At 33.9% G+C, this 17760-nt stretch carries 19 protein-coding genes; 14 read left to right on the top strand and 5 right to left on the bottom strand.

Features of this window, described 5'->3' with window-relative positions; all coding sequences use genetic code 11:
• Complete coding sequence (gene rpoD, locus FJR47_RS05175; RefSeq protein WP_152299387.1) at nt 1–1857, bottom strand: RNA polymerase sigma factor RpoD; 1857 nt, start codon at nt 1855–1857, stop codon at nt 1–3.
• Nucleotides 1858–2046: 189 nt separating this feature from the next.
• Here rpoD and FJR47_RS05170 point away from each other — a divergent pair, with 189 nt between their 5' ends.
• The 9 genes from FJR47_RS05170 to FJR47_RS05135 all read left to right on the top strand — a co-directional run bounded on the left by FJR47_RS05170 (nt 2047) and on the right by FJR47_RS05135 (nt 10182).
• Complete coding sequence (locus FJR47_RS05170) at nt 2047–3576, top strand: bifunctional GNAT family N-acetyltransferase/carbon-nitrogen hydrolase family protein (RefSeq protein WP_152299386.1); 1530 nt, start codon at nt 2047–2049, stop codon at nt 3574–3576.
• 90 nt (nt 3577–3666) lie between these two features.
• Nucleotides 3667–4170 carry a 3-isopropylmalate dehydratase small subunit gene (locus FJR47_RS05165; RefSeq protein ID WP_152299385.1) on the top strand — a complete coding sequence of 168 codons (504 nt, stop codon included), beginning with the start codon at nt 3667–3669 and terminating at the stop codon, nt 4168–4170.
• Nucleotides 4170–5237, top strand: a complete 1068-nt coding sequence (leuB, locus tag FJR47_RS05160; RefSeq protein ID WP_152299384.1) for a 3-isopropylmalate dehydrogenase — start codon at nt 4170–4172, stop codon at nt 5235–5237. The genes FJR47_RS05165 and leuB overlap by 1 nt, the downstream gene beginning before the upstream one ends.
• A gap of 63 nt (nt 5238–5300) precedes the next feature.
• Nucleotides 5301–6137 (top strand): formyltetrahydrofolate deformylase, encoded by an 837-nt coding sequence (purU, locus tag FJR47_RS05155; protein WP_152299383.1) that lies wholly within the window; start codon nt 5301–5303, stop codon nt 6135–6137.
• An 8-nt stretch (nt 6138–6145) separates the two neighbouring features.
• Complete coding sequence (locus FJR47_RS05150; protein ID WP_152299382.1) at nt 6146–6610, top strand: tRNA (cytidine(34)-2'-O)-methyltransferase; 465 nt, start codon at nt 6146–6148, stop codon at nt 6608–6610.
• Nucleotides 6611–6625: 15 nt separating this feature from the next.
• Entirely contained in the window at nt 6626–6778 is a 153-nt protein-coding gene (locus tag FJR47_RS09710) for a hypothetical protein (RefSeq protein WP_188093701.1), read from the top strand.
• A 213-nt stretch (nt 6779–6991) separates the two neighbouring features.
• Nucleotides 6992–7651: a LexA family transcriptional regulator gene (locus FJR47_RS05145; RefSeq protein WP_152299381.1), complete on the top strand. Its 660-nt coding sequence runs from the start codon at nt 6992–6994 to the stop codon at nt 7649–7651.
• An 11-nt stretch (nt 7652–7662) separates the two neighbouring features.
• Nucleotides 7663–8982, top strand: coding sequence for an SH3 domain-containing C40 family peptidase (locus FJR47_RS05140; protein ID WP_152299380.1), 1320 nt, complete (start codon nt 7663–7665; stop codon nt 8980–8982).
• Nucleotides 8983–9066: 84 nt separating this feature from the next.
• Nucleotides 9067–10182: a multiheme c-type cytochrome gene (locus tag FJR47_RS05135; protein WP_152299379.1), complete on the top strand. Its 1116-nt coding sequence runs from the start codon at nt 9067–9069 to the stop codon at nt 10180–10182.
• A 40-nt stretch (nt 10183–10222) separates the two neighbouring features.
• On the opposite strand, the gene FJR47_RS05130 is transcribed toward FJR47_RS05135, so the two are convergent.
• A complete protein-coding gene (locus tag FJR47_RS05130; RefSeq protein ID WP_152299378.1) occupies nt 10223–11419 on the bottom strand; it encodes a tetrahydrodipicolinate N-succinyltransferase N-terminal domain-containing protein in 1197 nt (398 codons plus the stop codon).
• A 76-nt stretch (nt 11420–11495) separates the two neighbouring features.
• On the opposite strand from FJR47_RS05130, the gene FJR47_RS05125 reads away from it, so the two are divergent.
• Nucleotides 11496–11999 (top strand): ankyrin repeat domain-containing protein, encoded by a 504-nt coding sequence (locus FJR47_RS05125; protein WP_152299377.1) that lies wholly within the window; start codon nt 11496–11498, stop codon nt 11997–11999.
• A gap of 32 nt (nt 12000–12031) precedes the next feature.
• On the opposite strand, the gene FJR47_RS05120 is transcribed toward FJR47_RS05125, so the two are convergent.
• Nucleotides 12032–12763 (bottom strand): competence/damage-inducible protein A, encoded by a 732-nt coding sequence (locus FJR47_RS05120; RefSeq protein ID WP_152299376.1) that lies wholly within the window; start codon nt 12761–12763, stop codon nt 12032–12034.
• A gap of 59 nt (nt 12764–12822) precedes the next feature.
• On the opposite strand from FJR47_RS05120, the gene FJR47_RS05115 reads away from it, so the two are divergent.
• Together FJR47_RS05115 and adk are read left to right on the top strand one after the other, a co-directional pair.
• On the top strand, nt 12823–13110 hold the full coding sequence (locus FJR47_RS05115) for a hypothetical protein (protein WP_152299375.1): 288 nt from the start codon (nt 12823–12825) through the stop codon (nt 13108–13110).
• Nucleotides 13111–13199: 89 nt separating this feature from the next.
• Nucleotides 13200–13847, top strand: a complete 648-nt coding sequence (adk, locus tag FJR47_RS05110; protein ID WP_152299374.1) for an adenylate kinase — start codon at nt 13200–13202, stop codon at nt 13845–13847.
• Nucleotides 13848–13869: 22 nt separating this feature from the next.
• On the opposite strand, the gene FJR47_RS05105 is transcribed toward adk, so the two are convergent.
• Both FJR47_RS05105 and aspS read right to left on the bottom strand, forming a co-directional pair.
• A complete protein-coding gene (locus tag FJR47_RS05105; RefSeq protein ID WP_152299373.1) occupies nt 13870–14439 on the bottom strand; it encodes an adenylate kinase in 570 nt (189 codons plus the stop codon).
• Between the two features lie 7 nt (nt 14440–14446).
• Nucleotides 14447–16201 carry an aspartate--tRNA ligase gene (gene aspS / locus FJR47_RS05100; RefSeq protein ID WP_152299372.1) on the bottom strand — a complete coding sequence of 585 codons (1755 nt, stop codon included), beginning with the start codon at nt 16199–16201 and terminating at the stop codon, nt 14447–14449.
• Between the two features lie 130 nt (nt 16202–16331).
• Between aspS and FJR47_RS05095 the strand changes: the two genes are divergently transcribed.
• Nucleotides 16332–17186 carry an NAD(+)/NADH kinase gene (locus FJR47_RS05095; RefSeq protein WP_152299371.1) on the top strand — a complete coding sequence of 285 codons (855 nt, stop codon included), beginning with the start codon at nt 16332–16334 and terminating at the stop codon, nt 17184–17186.
• Between the two features lie 17 nt (nt 17187–17203).
• Complete coding sequence (locus tag FJR47_RS05090) at nt 17204–17737, top strand: DUF4136 domain-containing protein (protein ID WP_152299370.1); 534 nt, start codon at nt 17204–17206, stop codon at nt 17735–17737.
• Nucleotides 17738–17760 lie beyond the last annotated feature (23 nt).

Genomic DNA, 17760 nt, shown 5'->3' with positions numbered 1-17760 from the left:
TTACTCTTCCATATAGTTTTTAAGTTTTCTTCCTACTTTAGGATGTTTTAGTTTTTTAATTGCGCTTGATTCGATTTGGCGGACTCTTTCACGCGTTACACTTAGCTCTTTTCCTATCTCTTCAAGTGTTCTGTCAGACTCATCATCCATAATTCCAAAACGAAGTTTAATAACAGCTTTTTCTCTTTCATTTAATTGTTCTAAAACACTCTCTATCTGGACTCTTAAATCATCTTTAAGAATTGAATCAGATGGTGACAATGATGTTTTATCTTCAATAAAGTCACCAAAACGCCCATCATCTTCACTGCCTATAGGCGCTTCAAGACTTATCGGCTCTTTTGTAATCTTAATTACATTTTTAACTTTTTCAACAGAAAGTCCGACTTCTTGTGCGATTATTTCAACATCAGGCTCTTTTCCATGTTCTTGAAGGTGTTTACGCATAATTTTATTGATACGGTTGATTGTCTCTATCATATGTATCGGGATACGAATAGTTCTTGCTTGATCAGCTATAGCACGCGAAATTGCTTGACGGATCCACCATGTTGCATATGTTGAAAATTTATAACCTTTTTGATATTCAAATTTATCAACTGCTTTCATAAGACCAATATTTCCCTCTTGAATTAGATCAAGAAATGGAAGACCGCGGTTTGTATATCTTTTTGCAATGGATACTACAAGTCTTAGGTTTGATTTTGCCATCTTAGTTTTTGAGATTTCAGAGATATTTTTACCGCGTTTGATCTGCTCTAAAATATCTGCTAGCTTTTCAGGTTCCATGTCAAAGCTGTTTTTTGAAGCCTCTTTGGTTTGTACAAGCTTTTTAATCTCCATATATGTACTGACCATAGTAGCTTCAGGAACCATTGTAGCAATGTCCTCTTTATTTAAATCACAAATTTTTTCAAGTAAAATTTTATGATTTGCTTTGAGCGTAGCATTGAATAGTGGAAGTTTATACTCTAATCTTTTTAACTCTTTATCATACCCTTCATCACTTTTAAGTGCAGTTTCCATAGCTTTTACAAGTTCGTTTATAAGTTTAGAAGTAGGACCTAAGTCTAATAGTGTTTCTTTTAAAATAGCTTTTTTGTATGTAATAGCCAGATAATAGTAGATAATTTCAGGCGTAAGTTCTCCGTCTAAATTTTCAGGTGCTTTCTCTGCTGTTTTTATCCACTCTTTTTTAGCTTTTTCTAGTGCTTTGAAACTTATAGTAACTTTTTCAACTCTGGTTTTGTCTTTTACTGTTAATGTTTTTTCATTCTCACTCTCTTCATTATCATCATTGTCATCATCATTATCCGAATCATCGTTGTCATCTTCAAAACTTTTAAATAACTCTTTTACTCTTCTTTCACGATTAATCAGTGGTTCTTTGTAATCCAGGATAAAATCTATCAGGTATGGAACAGAGCATATAGCATCGATAATTATGCTCTCTCCGGCTTCTATTTTTTTTGAGATTTCTATCTCTTCTTCTTTTGTTAAAAGCGGAATTTGTCCCATTTCTCGAAGATACATACGAACAGGAGAATCTGAACGAGACCATTCTAAAAGCTCATGCTCTTTTAATATATCAAAATTGTCAGTTTCATTGTTTTCAATCATCTTTCTTTGAGCGCTTCTTCTTGCTTCTGCCTCTTTGTCGTTAAGAAGTTTTGCATGTTCGGATGATGTGTATATACAAGCTTTATATTTTTGTATAAGTTTATAGATATTATTTGCTTGTGCGGTGGTTGGCTGCTTATCAAAAAGGTCTATAAGTGATTCATAAGTTAAACACTCTTTTGGTTTTTGATTTGTAAAAAATGTTTCAATAGCTTTATTGAGTTCTTTTGCTGTCATGTATAATGCACCTTGTTGGCTTGTTAAGTTTTTTCAAAGGTGGATTATACCCAAATAGTCTTAATTTTCTCTTCTTATATAGATAGTAAAATATTATATAAGATATATAAAATTACTTTTAGTATAATTTCAAATTAAAATATTGTTTTAATTTGAAATATATGAAAAAAAATACAAATAGGAATTTTTATGAATTTAAAAAATATAGAAAAAATTGAGTTAAATTATTTAGAAATGGATGATTATGAAGCAGTGGTAGATCTAATGAAAGATGAATATAGACATCTAAAAGATTCCACATGGAGCAGAGAAGAACTTGCTATTTTGATCAACAAATTTCCAAAAGGGCAGGTAAGCATAAAAATAGACGGTGAATTTGCAGGTTTTGCGCTAAGTTTGATTGTTGATTATGATAAATTTGAAGATAATCACACATACAAGCAGATAACAGGAAACTATACATTTGACACCTTCAATCCTCTTGGTAATATTCTTTACGGCGTTGATGTTTTTGTAAGTAAAAAATATCGAGGCTTAAGGCTTGGAAGAAGGCTTTATGACTATAGAAAAGAGCTATGCGAAGAGCTGAATTTAAAAGGAATAATCTTTGGAGGCAGGTTGCCGAATTACTCCAAATATGCAAATAAAATCACTCCAAGAGAGTATATTCAAAAGGTAAAAGAGAAAGAGATTGATGATCCGGTATTAAATTTTCAACTCTCAAATGATTTTAGTGTAAGGCGCGTAATTAAAAACTATCTTGAGGGAGATAAAGAGAGTTGTGAATATGCAGCACTTTTGGGCTGGAATAATATTTACTATACACAACCTAAGAAAAATCCGCTTACGCAAAAAACTGTAATAAGGCTCGGTCTAATTCAGTGGCAAGTAAGACCGTACAATAACATCGAAGAGGTGCTTGAACAAGCAGAATATTTTATAAACGCTGTATCAAATTATAGAAGTGATTTTGCGCTCTTTCCGGAATTTTTTAATGCACCGTTAATGTCAAAACATAACCATCTAAACGAAGCAGAGGCGATAAGAGAGCTCGCAGGCTACACGAAGAGATTTCGTGATGAGTTTTCAAAGCTGGCTATCTCATACAATATAAATATTATCACAGGAAGCATGCCTGAACTCGTTGATGGGCATCTTTACAATGTAGGTTTTTTATGCAGACGCGACGGTACTACCGAGAAATACTCAAAGATACATGTAACACCGGATGAAGAGCGCATCTGGGGTTTAAAAGGTTCTGATGAGATTAAAACATTCAATACGGACTGCGGTAAGATAGGTGTGTTGATTTGCTATGATACCGAATTTCCTGAGCTTGGAAGATTGCTGGCAAAAGAGGGGATGGAGATATTATTTGTTCCGTTTTTAACGGATACGCAAAATGGCTACTCAAGGGTAAGAGTCTGCTCTCAGGCGCGTGCGATAGAGAATGAGTGTTATGTTGCCATTGCCGGATGTGTAGGAAACCTGCCAAATGTCAGTAATATGGATATACAGTATGCACAATCAGCAGTATTTACGCCTTGTGACTTTGCATTTCCTTCAAACGGTATAAAAGCGGAATCTACACCAAACACGGAGATGATACTTGTTGCGGATGTTGATTTGGATCTCTTAAAAGAGCTGCATACATTTGGAGGTGTTACAAACTTAAAAGACAGAAGAGAAGATCTTTACGAAGTGAAATTAAAAAAGTAATATTTAAATCATAAAGGCTCTTTATAAAACTAAAATTTCATTTTGGGTATAATCGCAAAATTAATTTAGAATAGATGATTAGGAATTTATATGCAAAAAGCAAATATTGACGGCAAAGTTTGGAGATTTGGAAAAGATATTGATACGGATTTAATTATAGCGGCTCGCTATTTGAATACATCAGTGCCTGAAGAGCTGGCAAAACATGTTATGGAAGATGCTGACCCTGAGTTTGTAAACAAAATGAGCAGAGGTGATGTAATAGTTGCGGAGGATAATTTTGGTTGTGGAAGTTCGCGTGAACATGCACCTATAGCTCTTAAAGCAGCGGGTGTTGCAGCAGTTATTGCTCCTACTTTTGCAAGAATTTTCTATAGAAACGCATTTAACATGGGGCTTCCTATATTTGAGCTTAAAGAGAGCCATGAGATTGCAGAGGGCGATGAAATAAGCATAGACATGAATAATGGAACTATTACAAACAAAACATCAGGCAAAACATATAGCTTTACTCCTATCCCTGCTTTTATGCAAGAGCTTATAGATGCAGGCGGACTTATGAATTTTGCACAAAATGAGATTAAAGGTAAATAATGAAAACATATAAAATTGCACTTATAAAGGGTGATGGTATCGGTCCGGAGATTATAGATGAAGCGGTAAAAGTTTTAGATGCGGTAGCTTCATGCTGTGATATAGAGTTCTCTTATGAAGAGGCTTTAATGGGCGGTTGCGCTTACGATATCACCGGCGATCCTCTTCCTCAAGAGACGATTAACATCTCTCTAAACAGCGATGCAGTGCTTTTTGGTGCAATCGGCGGTACAAAATGGGATAATCTTCCCCGTGAGAAAAGACCTGAGAGCGGACTTTTGAGATTCCGTAAAGAGCTTGGTGTTTATGCAAATCTGCGTCCTGCGGTTGTATATGATGAACTTATTAATGCTTCCTCTTTAAAGGCTGAAGTCGTTAAGGGCGTTGACTTGATGGTTGTTCGCGAGCTTATCGGCGGAATCTATTTCGGCGAGCCAAAAGGGCGTGATGAGAATAGGGGCTACAACACTATGGTCTACACTCGTGATGAGATTGTGAGAATTGCCCATCAAGCTTTTAAGATCGCTATGACAAGAAGCAAGAGAGTCTGTTCAATCGACAAAGCAAATGTTTTAGATGTATCTCAGCTTTGGAGAGATGTAGTTACCGAAGTCTCAAAAGAGTATCCTGAAGTTGAACTCTCTCATATGTATGTGGATAATGCTGCAATGCAGCTTATTCGCGACCCTAGACAGTTTGATGTAATGCTTACCGGAAATATTTTCGGCGATATATTAAGCGATGAAGCAAGTATGCTCTCAGGCTCTATAGGGCTTCTCCCATCGGCTTCCGTCGGCGCAAAAATCGGTGTTTATGAGCCTATTCATGGTTCAGCACCTGATATTGCAGGACAGGGAATTGCAAACCCTATTGCAACTATCTCATCGGCTTCAATGATGCTTAGATACGCTCTTGGCGAAAATGATGCGGCAGATAAGATAGATGCCGCTGTAAAAAGAGCATTAAAAGAGGGATATAGAACAAAAGATTTAGCTCAATATGATGCTAAAGAGATATGCTCTACAAGTGAAATGGGCTCAATTATTGCTAATTATGCAGCAAAATAAAAATATTAGCTTTAGTAAATATTTATCAGTTACTTTATAAAGTTAAGAAAAAGGAAGTTGCAAATGAGTCAATACAGAGTTCTTATTGATGCTAATGATGAAAAAGGTCTGGTTCACAAAATATCGACCGTTTTTTATAAAAATGATTTAAATATTCTTACAAATAGTGAGTTTGTAGACAAAGACAGTAATAAATTTTTTATGCGAAGTGTTGTTGACGGTGATATAGAATTGGACAGATTACATAAATCAATTAGTGATGCTATTCCAAATAGTGCAAACATTGAGGTAATAGCACCAAAAAATAAAAATATTGTTATTATGGCTACAAAAGAGATGCATGCTCTTGGCGATATACTTATTCGACATGAAGCCGGAGAGCTCGAAGCAAATATATTGGCAGTAATATCAAACTATAATGATTTAGAATCTTTGGTGGATAGGTTTAATATACCATTTGTTTATATCTCTCATGAAGGTTTAAACAGAGCAGAACATGAGCAAAAAATTATTGACTATTTGTCTACTTTTAAAGATATAGATTATATAGTTTTGGCAAAATATATGAGAATATTAACACCTGGATTTGTAGAGAGATACGAAAATAAAATTATAAATATACACCACTCATTTTTACCGGCTTTCATAGGAGCAAACCCATATAAACAAGCTTATGACAGAGGTGTTAAAATTATTGGAGCTACATCGCACTTTGTAAATAACAATCTGGATGAAGGTCCGATTATTGCACAGGAAGTTATTCATGTAAATCATGCTTATGGGTGGAGAGATATGCAGCGCTCAGGCAAAGATGTAGAGAAAGTTGTTCTCTCCAGAGCACTAAAGTTGGCACTTGAAGACAGAATATTTGTTTTTGCTAATAAAACTGTAATCTTTTAGGATAATCATTGTTTAATCTTGTTTTAGTAAATCCACAAATTCCTAACAATACCGGTGCAATAGGGCGATTATGTGTTAATGCCGGTGCAACCCTGCATATCATAAAGCCTATCGCTTTTGATATTGATGAAAAAGCAGTAAGACGAGCAGGGCTTGATTATTGGCACAAACTAGATCTGCTCGTATGGGAAAGTATAGATGATTTTTTCACAAACAACACTATCAAAGATAATGCCTACTTTGCTACTACAAAAACAGACAAGCCCTATTTTAAAGCACAATTTAAAGAGGGTGATTATATATTTTTTGGAAGTGAAACAGCGGGAATTCCGGAAAATATTTTGCATAAATATAAAGAGCAAAATATAACCATACCTATGACTAAAGAGGGCAGAAGTTTAAATCTGGCTATAAGTACTGGAATAGTACTTTATGAAGCAATAAGACAAAATTATGACTCTTTTTACAAATAATTAAAAGGAAAAAAAATGGATACATTTATCGATATAGCAATGACAACACTTTTTATTCTCTTCATGGTTTTTGTTTTTGGTGGCTATCATAAAAATAAATCAACTGCAAGAGAAGCCCAAAGAGAAGCTGATGAAAAGAGATCAAAAAACAAAGAAAATAAAATTTAAAAAAATTTTTGAGCCCATTTTTCTATATTCTCCTCAAATCTTTTTAATAAAGTTTGTACATTTTTTACCATAATTGTCATATTAAATCCTTTTTTTAAATATTACAAAAAAAGTAAAATAAAAATATAAAATATTGCATTTTGTCATATATTTTTTGACTATATTGCAAAAAAATACTATAATTTTATATATTTGAGCAATATAGGGGGTTATATGAAAAATTTTCTTGAAATTGTTGATGAGATTAAAAATATTCTTTCTACAGAGTTTGCAGGCAAAAAGGTACTTGATAAAGATGTTGCAGATACCTTAGGCATAAGTCAAATGAATTTTGCAACTATGAAAAAGAGAAACAAGATACCTTTTGGTGAACTTTTAGATTTTTGCGCAACTAAATCCATATCTATAAATTGGCTGCTCTATGGTCAATCGCCGGAGAGTCTAGTTGAGGCGACAAATAAATTTTTTATGATAAAATATTTTAGTAATGTAAGTGCATCAGCCGGCGGCGGAGCCGAATTGGAAGAGGAGGAGGTTCAGGGTGTTGAAATTCCACATGAATTTGTCACTATGCTTGGAGGAGAGAGAGAATTAAAATATATAGAAGCTATTAATGTCTCCGGTGATTCGATGGAGCCTACTTTTAGTTACAATGATATTGTTTTTATAAACAGAAACAAAACTGACCTGCGAAGAGGTGGAATCTTTACCATAAGAACACATGGTGGTCTTTTTATAAAAAGAGTTCAAAAAAGAATAGATGGTAAAATTGATATAATATCTGACAATCAAATCTATTCAACACAAACATTAGATCCAAATGAGATAGAGGTTATTGGCAGAGTTGTCAGCAGATTTGGAAGTGTTGACTAAAAGGTGAAAAAATGAAGTATATTTTGATATTTTTATTTATGGTTTTATTTATAGGCTGTTCTTCAAATAATTTTAAATATGCTGATAATAATCAAATAAAAATATATGATCTATTAAATATACCTCAAGATGTAAGCTGTTTTGCGAAAAATATAGATAGTAATTCCTCTCTTTATGATATTCAAAAAGAGTATAAAAAATACTATTTTAGTATATGGAATATTGATAAACCACAAGAGGACGCGAAAAGCGTAATGTGGCCATTTGAATCATATAAAATGGGGGAAAGTTATGGAGAAAATTTACAACTATTAAAAGAAGATTTTTTTGACAGCATAAGAGAAAATTCAAATTTTGAGTCATATGGAACAGTCAATGAAAAGGCATTAACGCTCAAAGAGAGTGATATTAGATCTTTCCCAACTCACAGACCTTTATTTAAGAATCCATCTCTTGCGGGAGAGGGGTACCCATTTGATTATCTTCAAAACAGTACTATACATGCAAATGAGCCTATATTTATTTCACACTACTCAAAAGACAGAGAGTGGGCTTTTATATTTAGCAGTTATGCATCTGGGTGGCTAAAAACTGATGCATTTGTTATTTTAAAAAAGAGAGATATTGATTTTTGGCAAAAAGCTCAACAAGTTGCTATTACAAAAGAGAATGAACCTATATATGATAGTGAAGGCAGATTTTTGTTTAAAACAAAAATCGGAATGATGTTTGTTCTTGTGTCAGAAGATGAAAATACATATACAATTTTAACAGCAACATCATTTAAAAAATCACAACCGCTTTTTATAAATTCTAAAATTTCTAAAGATATAGCCAGTAAAGAGATAATGAAATTAAATCAAGAAAATTTAACTAAAATTGTTAATGAAGTATCAAAAACAAATTATGGATGGGGCGGAATGTACAAACAAAGAGATTGTTCATCAATGCTTCGAGATATGTTTGCACCTTTTGGTATTTGGCTGCCTAGAAATTCATACCAACAGAGTAAAATTGGAAATGTTATAAATTTGAAAAATTTAACCAATAAAGAGAAGATAGAAGTTATAAAAGAAAAAGCAATCCCGTTTCAAACGCTTTTATATAAAAAAGGACATGTTGTTTTATATGTTGGAACTTACAATAATGAAATTATTGTATTTCACAATATTTGGGGAATAAAGACCAGCAGAGATGGAATAGAAGGCAGAATTATAATAGGGAAACCGATTTTCAGCTCGTTAAAACTTGGAAAATTTCAAGAAAACTATGATAAAGAGTCAGAAATACTTAATAATTTAGTAAGTATGAATATCATTACTCAAAAATAAATCTTTTATTTATAATTTAAAAAAATATTAATTATAAATATTTATTGTATAATAAATGATGAAAAAATTATTTTTGGAGTAAAAATGAAGACTATTTTAATTTTGTTTTTTATTATAAATGTAGTGTTGCAGGCAAAATATCTTGATAGTGAAACATGTAAAGAGTGTCATGAAAAAATTTATCATGAGCACTCTACTTCAATGCATCATAAATCATCCCTCTTTAGTGATGAAGTGCATAGAAAAGTCAAAGAGTTCTCAAGCAAAGATAAATATTCATGTGCACTCTGTCATATGCCAGCTACTAAAAATTTAGGTGCTATGATTCGTGGACAAGAACAGCCAAATGCTCATGAAAAAAGACAAACAGATGGAGTTTCATGCTCTTATTGTCATCAAATTACCAAAATACACTACTCCAAGCCTTACAATATAAATTTTTTAAATAGCTCCAGCAATGACAAGCCCACTATGTTTGGAAATTTAAAGAATTCTGAATCAAGTGACAAACATAATGTACAAAGTAATGAAATATATAAAAACAGTGAAGTTTGCATGGGATGTCACTCTCATAAAGAGAACAGCCATGGATTTGAAGTTTGCAATACAAAAGATCAATATAATTCAAAAAGTGATTGCATAGGGTGTCATATGCCAAAATCTACGGGCGGTAATGAAAAATTCAATAAAAAGAATAGAAGTGAGTATGCTACACATTCATTTCTAGGAATTCACTCTGACAAGATGATAAAAAAAGCCGTTAAATTATCACTCGAGTATAAAGACAATACGATCGAGTTGACTATTGAAAACAAAATGGGTCACTCTATTATCACACATCCAATGCGTTTAAAATTTGTAAAAACAGTTGTGCTTAGAGACGGCAATATTATCTGGAGCAATTTTGCTGAGAATCCAATAGAAGATAAAGAAGCGACATTTATTGTTGTGTTTGAAGATGCTAAAAGTAACCAATCTATGCCTCATACTGCTACAGGCTATAAAATAAATCAAAATCTAAAAGCAATGAATACAAAAATTGTCAAATACAGTGTACCTAAACTTCAAAAAGGTGATGAAATAAAATCAACCTGGATAAGTTATATAATAAATCCAAATATAGCTAAAAAGTTAGATATTTCAACTAAAGATATCATTAAGCCATATATAGGAACAGAAAAATCAATTGTTGTGGAATAATAGGAGTGAAATTTTTTAAACTCACTCCTATATATTTTTATTAGTGTAAATCAGCGTTTAGCTTAATCTCTCTTGTACTTCTTTGTGCTATATATTGTCCAGTTTGAGAATTTTGTCTAAAGTGAAGTCCGTTAAGCCCTGCTAATTGGGATGCTTTCATAATATTTGAAAAAGTCGCATTTGTGTTAACTTCTTTTAATTTAGTTATCTCATCATCGTTAATATATACTTTTGTTCCAGCGAAAATCGCCAATCCTCCATCAATAATGCATCCATCGCCAAGAGGAATACCACATGTAGAATTTGCTCCCAAAAGTGTATTTTTACCGATTGTTATAGGATTTCCATCTGTCCCGCTTAATACACCCAAGATAGAAGCACCGCCGCCAACATCACTTCCTGCCCCAACTACTGCAGAACTTGAAATACGACCTTCAACCATTACAGGACCAGTTGTTCCTGCATTAAAATTGATATAAGAAGCACCTGGCATAACTGTTGTACCAGCTGCCAATTGAGCCCCAAATCTTACTTTTGAAGTATCTAGAATTCTTGTATTGTCAGCTGGAATAATATGCTGTAAGAATCTTGGAAATTTATCTACAAAATCGATACTCGGGTACTCATTTGCAAGCTTTAGTTCAATCTCAAATTCACGAAGATAATCAAGCTCAATAGGCTGCCCGTTTGACCAAGCAACATTTGGCAGCGCGCCAAATGCACCGTTTAAGTTTATGCCTCTTAGTTCAACTTTTGCTTGAGAGAGGGCATATAGCTTCAAATAAGTTGCTTCAACGCTCTTGAGCGGCTCATCTGCAAAAAGAAATGTTATTTTAAACTCACCCTCTAAAGAGCCGCTGTTCATAATTTGGTTATATAGAGCAGATACAACCTGAATATTTTTATGTGCATCGCCGTATGCTTCATCTGCATAAGGAGTAAAAGCATTTAAACAATTTTTTAAAAAGGTAGTGTTGATATTGCAAACTACTTCACTCTCATTAAAATCTACATCAATTCCCTGTTCAGCTAAAGCTTTTATGAAAATAGCTGCACTGCCAAAGTTTTCATTCCAGTTTATTATAGGATATGTAGCTTGAAGAGTTTTATCAAGATTTAACTGTCCTAAGTCAACTCTACATATACCAAATGCCAAAGGATCTTTGTATCCTTTTATTGATGATTTAATATTTTCTATAAGTGCTTTAAAAGCATCTGTTGTTTGAATGATTTCCATGAATTCTCGCTTAAATAATTTATGAAAAGTATTATACTTAAACATTACTAATAACAATTTAGTATATACTTTCACTATGAATAAATGGATTGAATTTTTAAAAAATAATGATTTTACAGGTATTAAAAAATATATCAGAGAGGGCGCTGATGTAAATGAAGCAAATGAAAATGGCGAGTCTGTTTTGGCATCTTCTTTAAGATATAGATGTGATTTTGATTTAATTATGCTTTTGATTGAAAATGGTGCTGATATTTGGGATTTTGACGAAGAGGGCGTTACAATTTTTGATATGGCAGTCACATATGGCAATATGGAGATGGTTAAATACATGATTTCAAAGGGAGTAGATGTCAACAGCACAAAAAGAAGAAGCAGATTTACTCCGCTTATGGCTGCTGCTTGCTATGGAAGAGTTGAAATAGCAAAACTTCTTATTGAGTGCGGTGCAGATAAAAATGCAGTTGATGTAAAAGGTATAAGTGTTGTAGATTTTGCAAGAAAAACAAATAAAAAAAGCATTTTACTTCTACTTGACTATGATGAAAATGCGCCAAAAAACAGAAATTATGCAAGGTAATCACTCTTTTTAAAACCTAAAAATTATAAATATTAAACTAAGCTGTAGGCTATTTTTTCTTTTTTTAAAAAATCTGTAAATAGTTTAAAATAGTTTTCTGCGTGCAGCTTATCTTCTGCACAAAGCGATATTTCAACAGAAGCAGTTTGGTTGTTAAGTATTGGCAAAGATGAGAGTTCGATATCTTCAGGAACCTGTTTCATCAAATCAATAAGTGTATTTTCACTTGTTTGTGCTAAAAGAGAGACTCTATATTTTTTTTTAGATTTATTAAATAATTTTTTTATAACAGTGCTTATCATAGGGTGTGACATTTGCGGGAATCCAGGAACAAAAAAATATCTGTTTTCAAGTGAAAAACCGGACATATTGTTAACAGGATTAAATAAAAGTTCAGAATTTTGCGGTAAATCAGACATATTAATTCTATGAGGAAAAGCATCTTCGCCAAATCTATCTATAATATCCTTTTCAAATTTTTTGTTTCGTTTGAGCGCCTTAGAGGTAAATACCTCTGCTGCAATGGCTCTTGTTAAATCATCCGGTGTTGCACCGATACCGCCAAATGAGAACATAACGCTTTTTTTATCATCTTTTACAAGTTGATATATTTTTTTAATCAACTCTTTATCATCTTTTATTATAAAAGATGCAAAAAGTTCATGTCCATATTTTTGAAGCTCATTTTTTAAAAAATCAAAATGTTTGTCTACTCTGCGACCATTTAATATTTCACTACCTATAATACAAGCATAAAAATTCATTTTTTATCTACCGTTTCATTTTTTTTAAGTATTATACTAAAAACAGTTAAGGAAATTATATGTCATATGCACAAAAACTAGAAGAGTTAATAACAAAAAGTGTTATTCCAGATATCAATGATAGATTGGATGAAATTTTTGAAGAGATCGCTGACAGCAAGGAAGCAGGTGAGGATGCTAAGGAGGAGATAGAAGAACTTCGTGAGTTTAAAGCAGATTTGCAAGATGTTTTAAATGATATAAAAAGCGGAGATATTGAAGAGGATGAGTGCAAAGAACTTATCGATGATATTTTAGAGGCTCAAAATGAGAGCGATGAAGACGATTTTGGATTTAAAGAGGAGTAAAAGCAATTAATATATAAGGTGATTTTCTTATAGTTATTTTTAACTTCATTTATATATAATATCACTAATAAAATAGATAGGATATAAGTATGAGAATAATATTATTAGGAGCTCCCGGTGCCGGAAAAGGAACCCAAGCAGGATTTTTAACAAAAAGATATAACATTCCTCAAATTTCGACAGGAGATATGCTTCGCGGGGCTATAAAAGCAGGTACAGAATTGGGTAAAATGGCAAAAGCAGCTATGGATGCAGGTCAATTAGTATCTGATGAGATTATTATCGGTCTTGTAAAAGATAGAATTAAAGAGGATGACTGTAAAAACGGTTTTTTATTGGACGGTTTTCCCCGTACCATTGCTCAAGCAGATGCTCTTAAAATTGCAGGTGTAGATATTGATGCCGTTATAGAGATTGATGTTCCGGATGCTGAGATAGTAAAGCGTATGTCGGGCCGCCGCGCACACTTGGCGAGCGGGCGAACTTACCATATTGTTTACAACCCGCCAAAAGTTGAAGGAAAAGATGATATAACCGGAGAAGATCTTGTTCAAAGAGATGATGATAAAGAAGAGGTAGTGCTTGACAGATTAAAAGTTTATCATGAACAGACAAAACCTCTTATCGGCTATTATAAGGAGCAAGCAGATAAGATAGCGTCTTTAACATATATAACTGTTGACGGAACTGCTGACATATCTAAAGTGGAAGCGGCTATAGTTTCCAAACTAGGTTAATTGAGCCCAATTTAGGGTTCAATTAAATTTTGGATTTTATAAAAGAGTGCATCTCTGAGACTATCTCTTCGATGCTTCTCTCTGCGCTAATTGTGTGAAGAAGATTTTTTTCTATATAAAACTTTTTTATATCACTCAGTGGTTCTGTATAAACTTTCATACGGTTGTTAAAAACTTCAACTTTGTCATCTTCGCCGCGAGAACGACCTAAAACTCTCTCTTTTGCCGTCTCTTGGCTTACTTCAACCTCGATAACACTGCAAAGCTCTAAAGATGAGTCACTCTTTAGATATTTGTCTAAAGCTGTTAATTGTTCCATGCTTCTTGGATAGCCGTCAATAACAATTATATCTGTAGGTGCATTTTTAATCGCGCTTACAATAGTCTCCATTGCTATTTTGATAGGAACGATAAGACCTTTAGAGATGTAGTTCTTTATTTCCGAGCCAAGTTCAGAGCCGCTTGCGGCTTCTGCGCGAAGCATATCGCCTGTAGAGTAGTGTGTTATTTCACTGTTTTGCTCTGCAATCAACTCTGCATCCGTGGTCTTACCGGAGCCTGGCGCTCCGATGATTAAAAAAAGCTTTTTCATAAGATAACTATTTTACCTGTTCACGAAGTCTAATATGAAGATCGCGAAGCTGTGTGTTATCAACACTGCTTGGAGCATCCGTAAGAATACATGAAGCTTTTTGCGTTTTAGGGAATGCGATAACATCACGGATACTTGATTTTTTCGTGATTAGCATCATAAGTCTGTCAAATCCGATTGCAAAACCACCATGTGGAGGAGCGCCGAATTTAAGAGCATCAAGCAAGAAACCAAATTTTTCTTTTGCCTCTTCCTCATCAATACCCAACAGTTTGAAAACCTCTTCTTGAACTTCAGGCTTGTGGATACGAATACTTCCCCCGCCAAGTTCGGTACCGTTTAAAACAATGTCATAAGCGATAGATTCTATCTCTTCAACATCATCTTTATCGGTATCTTTTGGTTGTGTAAATGGATGGTGAAGCGCCTTTACTCTTCCATCTTCAACCTCAAACATAGGAAAATCAACAACCCATACAAATTCAAAAGCATCTTTATCCACAAGGTTCATTTTCTCATGTTCAGCGATAAAGATTCTAAGGCGCCCCATGTAGTCCCATACTGTTTTTTTATCGCCTGCACCAAAGAAAACAACATCACCAACTTCCATACCTAGTCTCTCAACTAAAAGTGCAATATCATCTTCGCTAAAAAACTTAATAAGAGGACCTTTAAGACCATCCTCTTTCATCTGAAAGTAGCCAAGACCTTGCGCTCCAAATTTACGAACATAATCCTCAAAACCTTTCATCTCTCTTTTTGAGAAAACTAAATCTGCACCGGGTACTTTCAGAGCTTTAATGCGGTTTGTGTGTGGTTTTTTTGCAATATTGGTAAAGATTTCATTGTCACATCTCTCAAAAATGTCAATAACATCAACCATCTTAAGGTCATATCTCAAATCAGGCTTGTCAGAACCGTACCACTCCATAGCATCGAAGTGTGAAATGCGTTTAAATGGAGGTTTAACATCGATACCGCAAGCGCCAAACATAGCTTCAAGAAGATCCTCTGCTACTTTTATAACATCCTCTTGATCGCAGAAGCTCATCTCGACATCTATTTGAGTAAACTCAGGCTGACGATCAGCTCTTAGATCTTCATCGCGAAAACATTTTGCTATCTGAAAGTATCTGTCAAATCCGCCTACCATCAAAAGCTGTTTGAAAAGCTGCGGGGATTGTGGAAGTGCGTAGAACTCACCATTGTGTACGCGAGAGGGAACAAGGTAATCTCTGGCACCCTCAGGAGTTGATTTTGTTAAAATCGGAGTCTCAACCTCTAAAAAACCGTTTGCATCAAGTATGTTTCTTGCAGCAATTGCGGCTTTTGAGCGAAGACGAAATGCTTCATACATGGCAGGGTCTCTCAGCTCTAAGTAACGGTATTTAAGCCTTGTTTCTTCGCCGACATTTTTATCGCCGATAACAAAAGGGATTGGAGCCGACTTATTCTCTATAATAAGCTCTTTTACTATAACCTCGATAGCTCCTGTTTTAAGACGAGGATTTACAAGACCCTCTCCACGATGACGGACTGTTCCTTTAGCTATAAGAACATACTCATCACGAACGCCGTCTGCCGTTTTATGCGCCTCTGCATTGTCTTCAGGATCACATGTAAGCTGAATAAGTCCGCTTTTGTCTCTTAAATCAATAAAAATAATCCCACCGTGATCACGGTAACTGTTTGCCCAACCTGTTAGAACAACATCTTCTCCAACATTTGCTTCACTTAAATCTGTACAATAATGACTTCTCATAAATATAGAGTCCTAGTAAATAATTTTCGCGATTGTATCTAAATTTGGCTTATCGCATAATTAGGAGTAATATTTTTTATTTTAACACCAAAGAGTGTATAATCTATAAAACAATTTATAAAGAGATATTTTGGAAAGTAAAAAGATTAAAAAAATCGGCGTAGTTCTAAGACCGTTAACTCCAGAGTTAAGGGATGGATATATAAAGATAGAAAATATTTTTAAAAATCACAATATAGATGTTTTACTTGAGAGCAGAAGTGCCAAAATGATCGGAATGAGTGGTGAAAGCTTCAAAAATATATGTATGGCGTGTGATTTTATCATAAGTTTCGGTGGTGACGGCACGCTTATATCTACTGTTAGAAAGTCGTTTGATTTTGATATCCCCATACTCGGTGTTCATGCCGGCAATCTCGGTTTTTTAGCGGATCTCTCACTTGATGAACTTGATGCATTTGTGGAAAAAATTATTCAAAACAGATATAGAACCGATGAAAGAGCCGTACTTGAAGCTACTGTTATAAAAAATACAAAAGAGGTTAAGTATTACGCTTTTAATGATATTGTGCTTACTCGTACAAGAGTTTCAAATATGATACATATAGAAACACTTGTTGATTCAAAATCTTTTAACACATATTATGGTGATGGAGTAATTCTCTCAACTCCAACAGGATCAACTGCATATAATCTCTCAGCAGGTGGACCGGTTCTTTTTCCTATGAGCAATGTATTTGCACTTACTCCTATTTGTCCTCACTCTTTAACTCAAAGACCAGTTGTACTTCCGGGGAGATATGCTATAGAGATGAAAACATCAGAAGAGAGAGCTCTAATAATTATAGATGGACAGGATGTACACGAATTAGAACTTGGTGAAAGCGTACATATAAAACTTGCTGCTAAAACAGTTAAATTGATACACAAAGAAGAGTATAATTATTTTGAGGTATTAAAAGAGAAACTAAGATGGGGTGAATAATTTTCAAAGGAGACCAAATGTTTAAATATATAATTCCTTTTTTACTGCTGTTTATAGTTGGTTGTGCAACGAAAAAACCTGATATCGATTATGATCCGGCATTTCAAATAAATACGCTTTCTACATTTAGTGTTGTTTATAATGCTGAGCAGAGTTATGATACGCTTAATGATGAGCGTATTCGCGAAGCTATTGTAAATGAGATGGAATTAAAAGGGTATCTGGGCACAGCAAAAGAGAGAGCTGATTTTCACATTGATTTTAAAAGTTCAATCAAAGAGGATGTCCCATCAAATGTAGGTGTGGGCTTTGGTGTAGGTACTTTTACAAGAAGTATGGGATTTTCCATGAGTACGGCAAATCAGATAATATTTACAGATGAGGAGACTATTCTCATAAATATGATAGATCCAAATACAAAAAAAACATTTTGGAGCACTTCAATTACTCAGGATAAAAAAGATTTTAAATCACCGCAAGAGCGAACCGACTACTATAATGAAATTGTAACCATAATGTTAAAAGAGTTTCCTCCTCGGTTAGTTGATTGATAAAATGAAATAAGCAAAAAGAT

Origin of the sequence: Sulfurimonas xiamenensis, from assembly GCF_009258045.1 — a bacterium.
Classification (GTDB): Bacteria; Campylobacterota; Campylobacteria; order Campylobacterales; family Sulfurimonadaceae; genus Sulfurimonas; species Sulfurimonas xiamenensis.
This window is presented reverse-complemented; position numbering and strand designations above follow the sequence as displayed.

What these genes read in the sequence shown, in the direction of transcription:
- rpoD (WP_152299387.1), bottom strand. Translation starts at nt 1,857, where the DNA reads ATGACAGCAAAAGAACTCAATAAAGCTATTGAAACATTTTTTACAAAT.
- FJR47_RS05170 (WP_152299386.1), top strand. Translation starts at nt 2,047, where the DNA reads ATGAATTTAAAAAATATAGAAAAAATTGAGTTAAATTATTTAGAAATG.
- FJR47_RS05165 (WP_152299385.1), top strand. Translation starts at nt 3,667, where the DNA reads ATGCAAAAAGCAAATATTGACGGCAAAGTTTGGAGATTTGGAAAAGAT.
- leuB (WP_152299384.1), top strand. Translation starts at nt 4,170, where the DNA reads ATGAAAACATATAAAATTGCACTTATAAAGGGTGATGGTATCGGTCCG.
- purU (WP_152299383.1), top strand. Translation starts at nt 5,301, where the DNA reads ATGAGTCAATACAGAGTTCTTATTGATGCTAATGATGAAAAAGGTCTG.
- FJR47_RS09710 (WP_188093701.1), top strand. Translation starts at nt 6,626, where the DNA reads ATGGATACATTTATCGATATAGCAATGACAACACTTTTTATTCTCTTC.
- FJR47_RS05145 (WP_152299381.1), top strand. Translation starts at nt 6,992, where the DNA reads ATGAAAAATTTTCTTGAAATTGTTGATGAGATTAAAAATATTCTTTCT.
- FJR47_RS05140 (WP_152299380.1), top strand. Translation starts at nt 7,663, where the DNA reads ATGAAGTATATTTTGATATTTTTATTTATGGTTTTATTTATAGGCTGT.
- FJR47_RS05135 (WP_152299379.1), top strand. Translation starts at nt 9,067, where the DNA reads ATGAAGACTATTTTAATTTTGTTTTTTATTATAAATGTAGTGTTGCAG.
- FJR47_RS05130 (WP_152299378.1), bottom strand. Translation starts at nt 11,419, where the DNA reads ATGGAAATCATTCAAACAACAGATGCTTTTAAAGCACTTATAGAAAAT.
- FJR47_RS05125 (WP_152299377.1), top strand. Translation starts at nt 11,496, where the DNA reads ATGAATAAATGGATTGAATTTTTAAAAAATAATGATTTTACAGGTATT.
- FJR47_RS05120 (WP_152299376.1), bottom strand. Translation starts at nt 12,763, where the DNA reads ATGAATTTTTATGCTTGTATTATAGGTAGTGAAATATTAAATGGTCGC.
- FJR47_RS05115 (WP_152299375.1), top strand. Translation starts at nt 12,823, where the DNA reads ATGTCATATGCACAAAAACTAGAAGAGTTAATAACAAAAAGTGTTATT.
- adk (WP_152299374.1), top strand. Translation starts at nt 13,200, where the DNA reads ATGAGAATAATATTATTAGGAGCTCCCGGTGCCGGAAAAGGAACCCAA.
- FJR47_RS05105 (WP_152299373.1), bottom strand. Translation starts at nt 14,439, where the DNA reads ATGAAAAAGCTTTTTTTAATCATCGGAGCGCCAGGCTCCGGTAAGACC.
- aspS (WP_152299372.1), bottom strand. Translation starts at nt 16,201, where the DNA reads ATGAGAAGTCATTATTGTACAGATTTAAGTGAAGCAAATGTTGGAGAA.
- FJR47_RS05090 (WP_152299370.1), top strand. Translation starts at nt 17,204, where the DNA reads ATGTTTAAATATATAATTCCTTTTTTACTGCTGTTTATAGTTGGTTGT.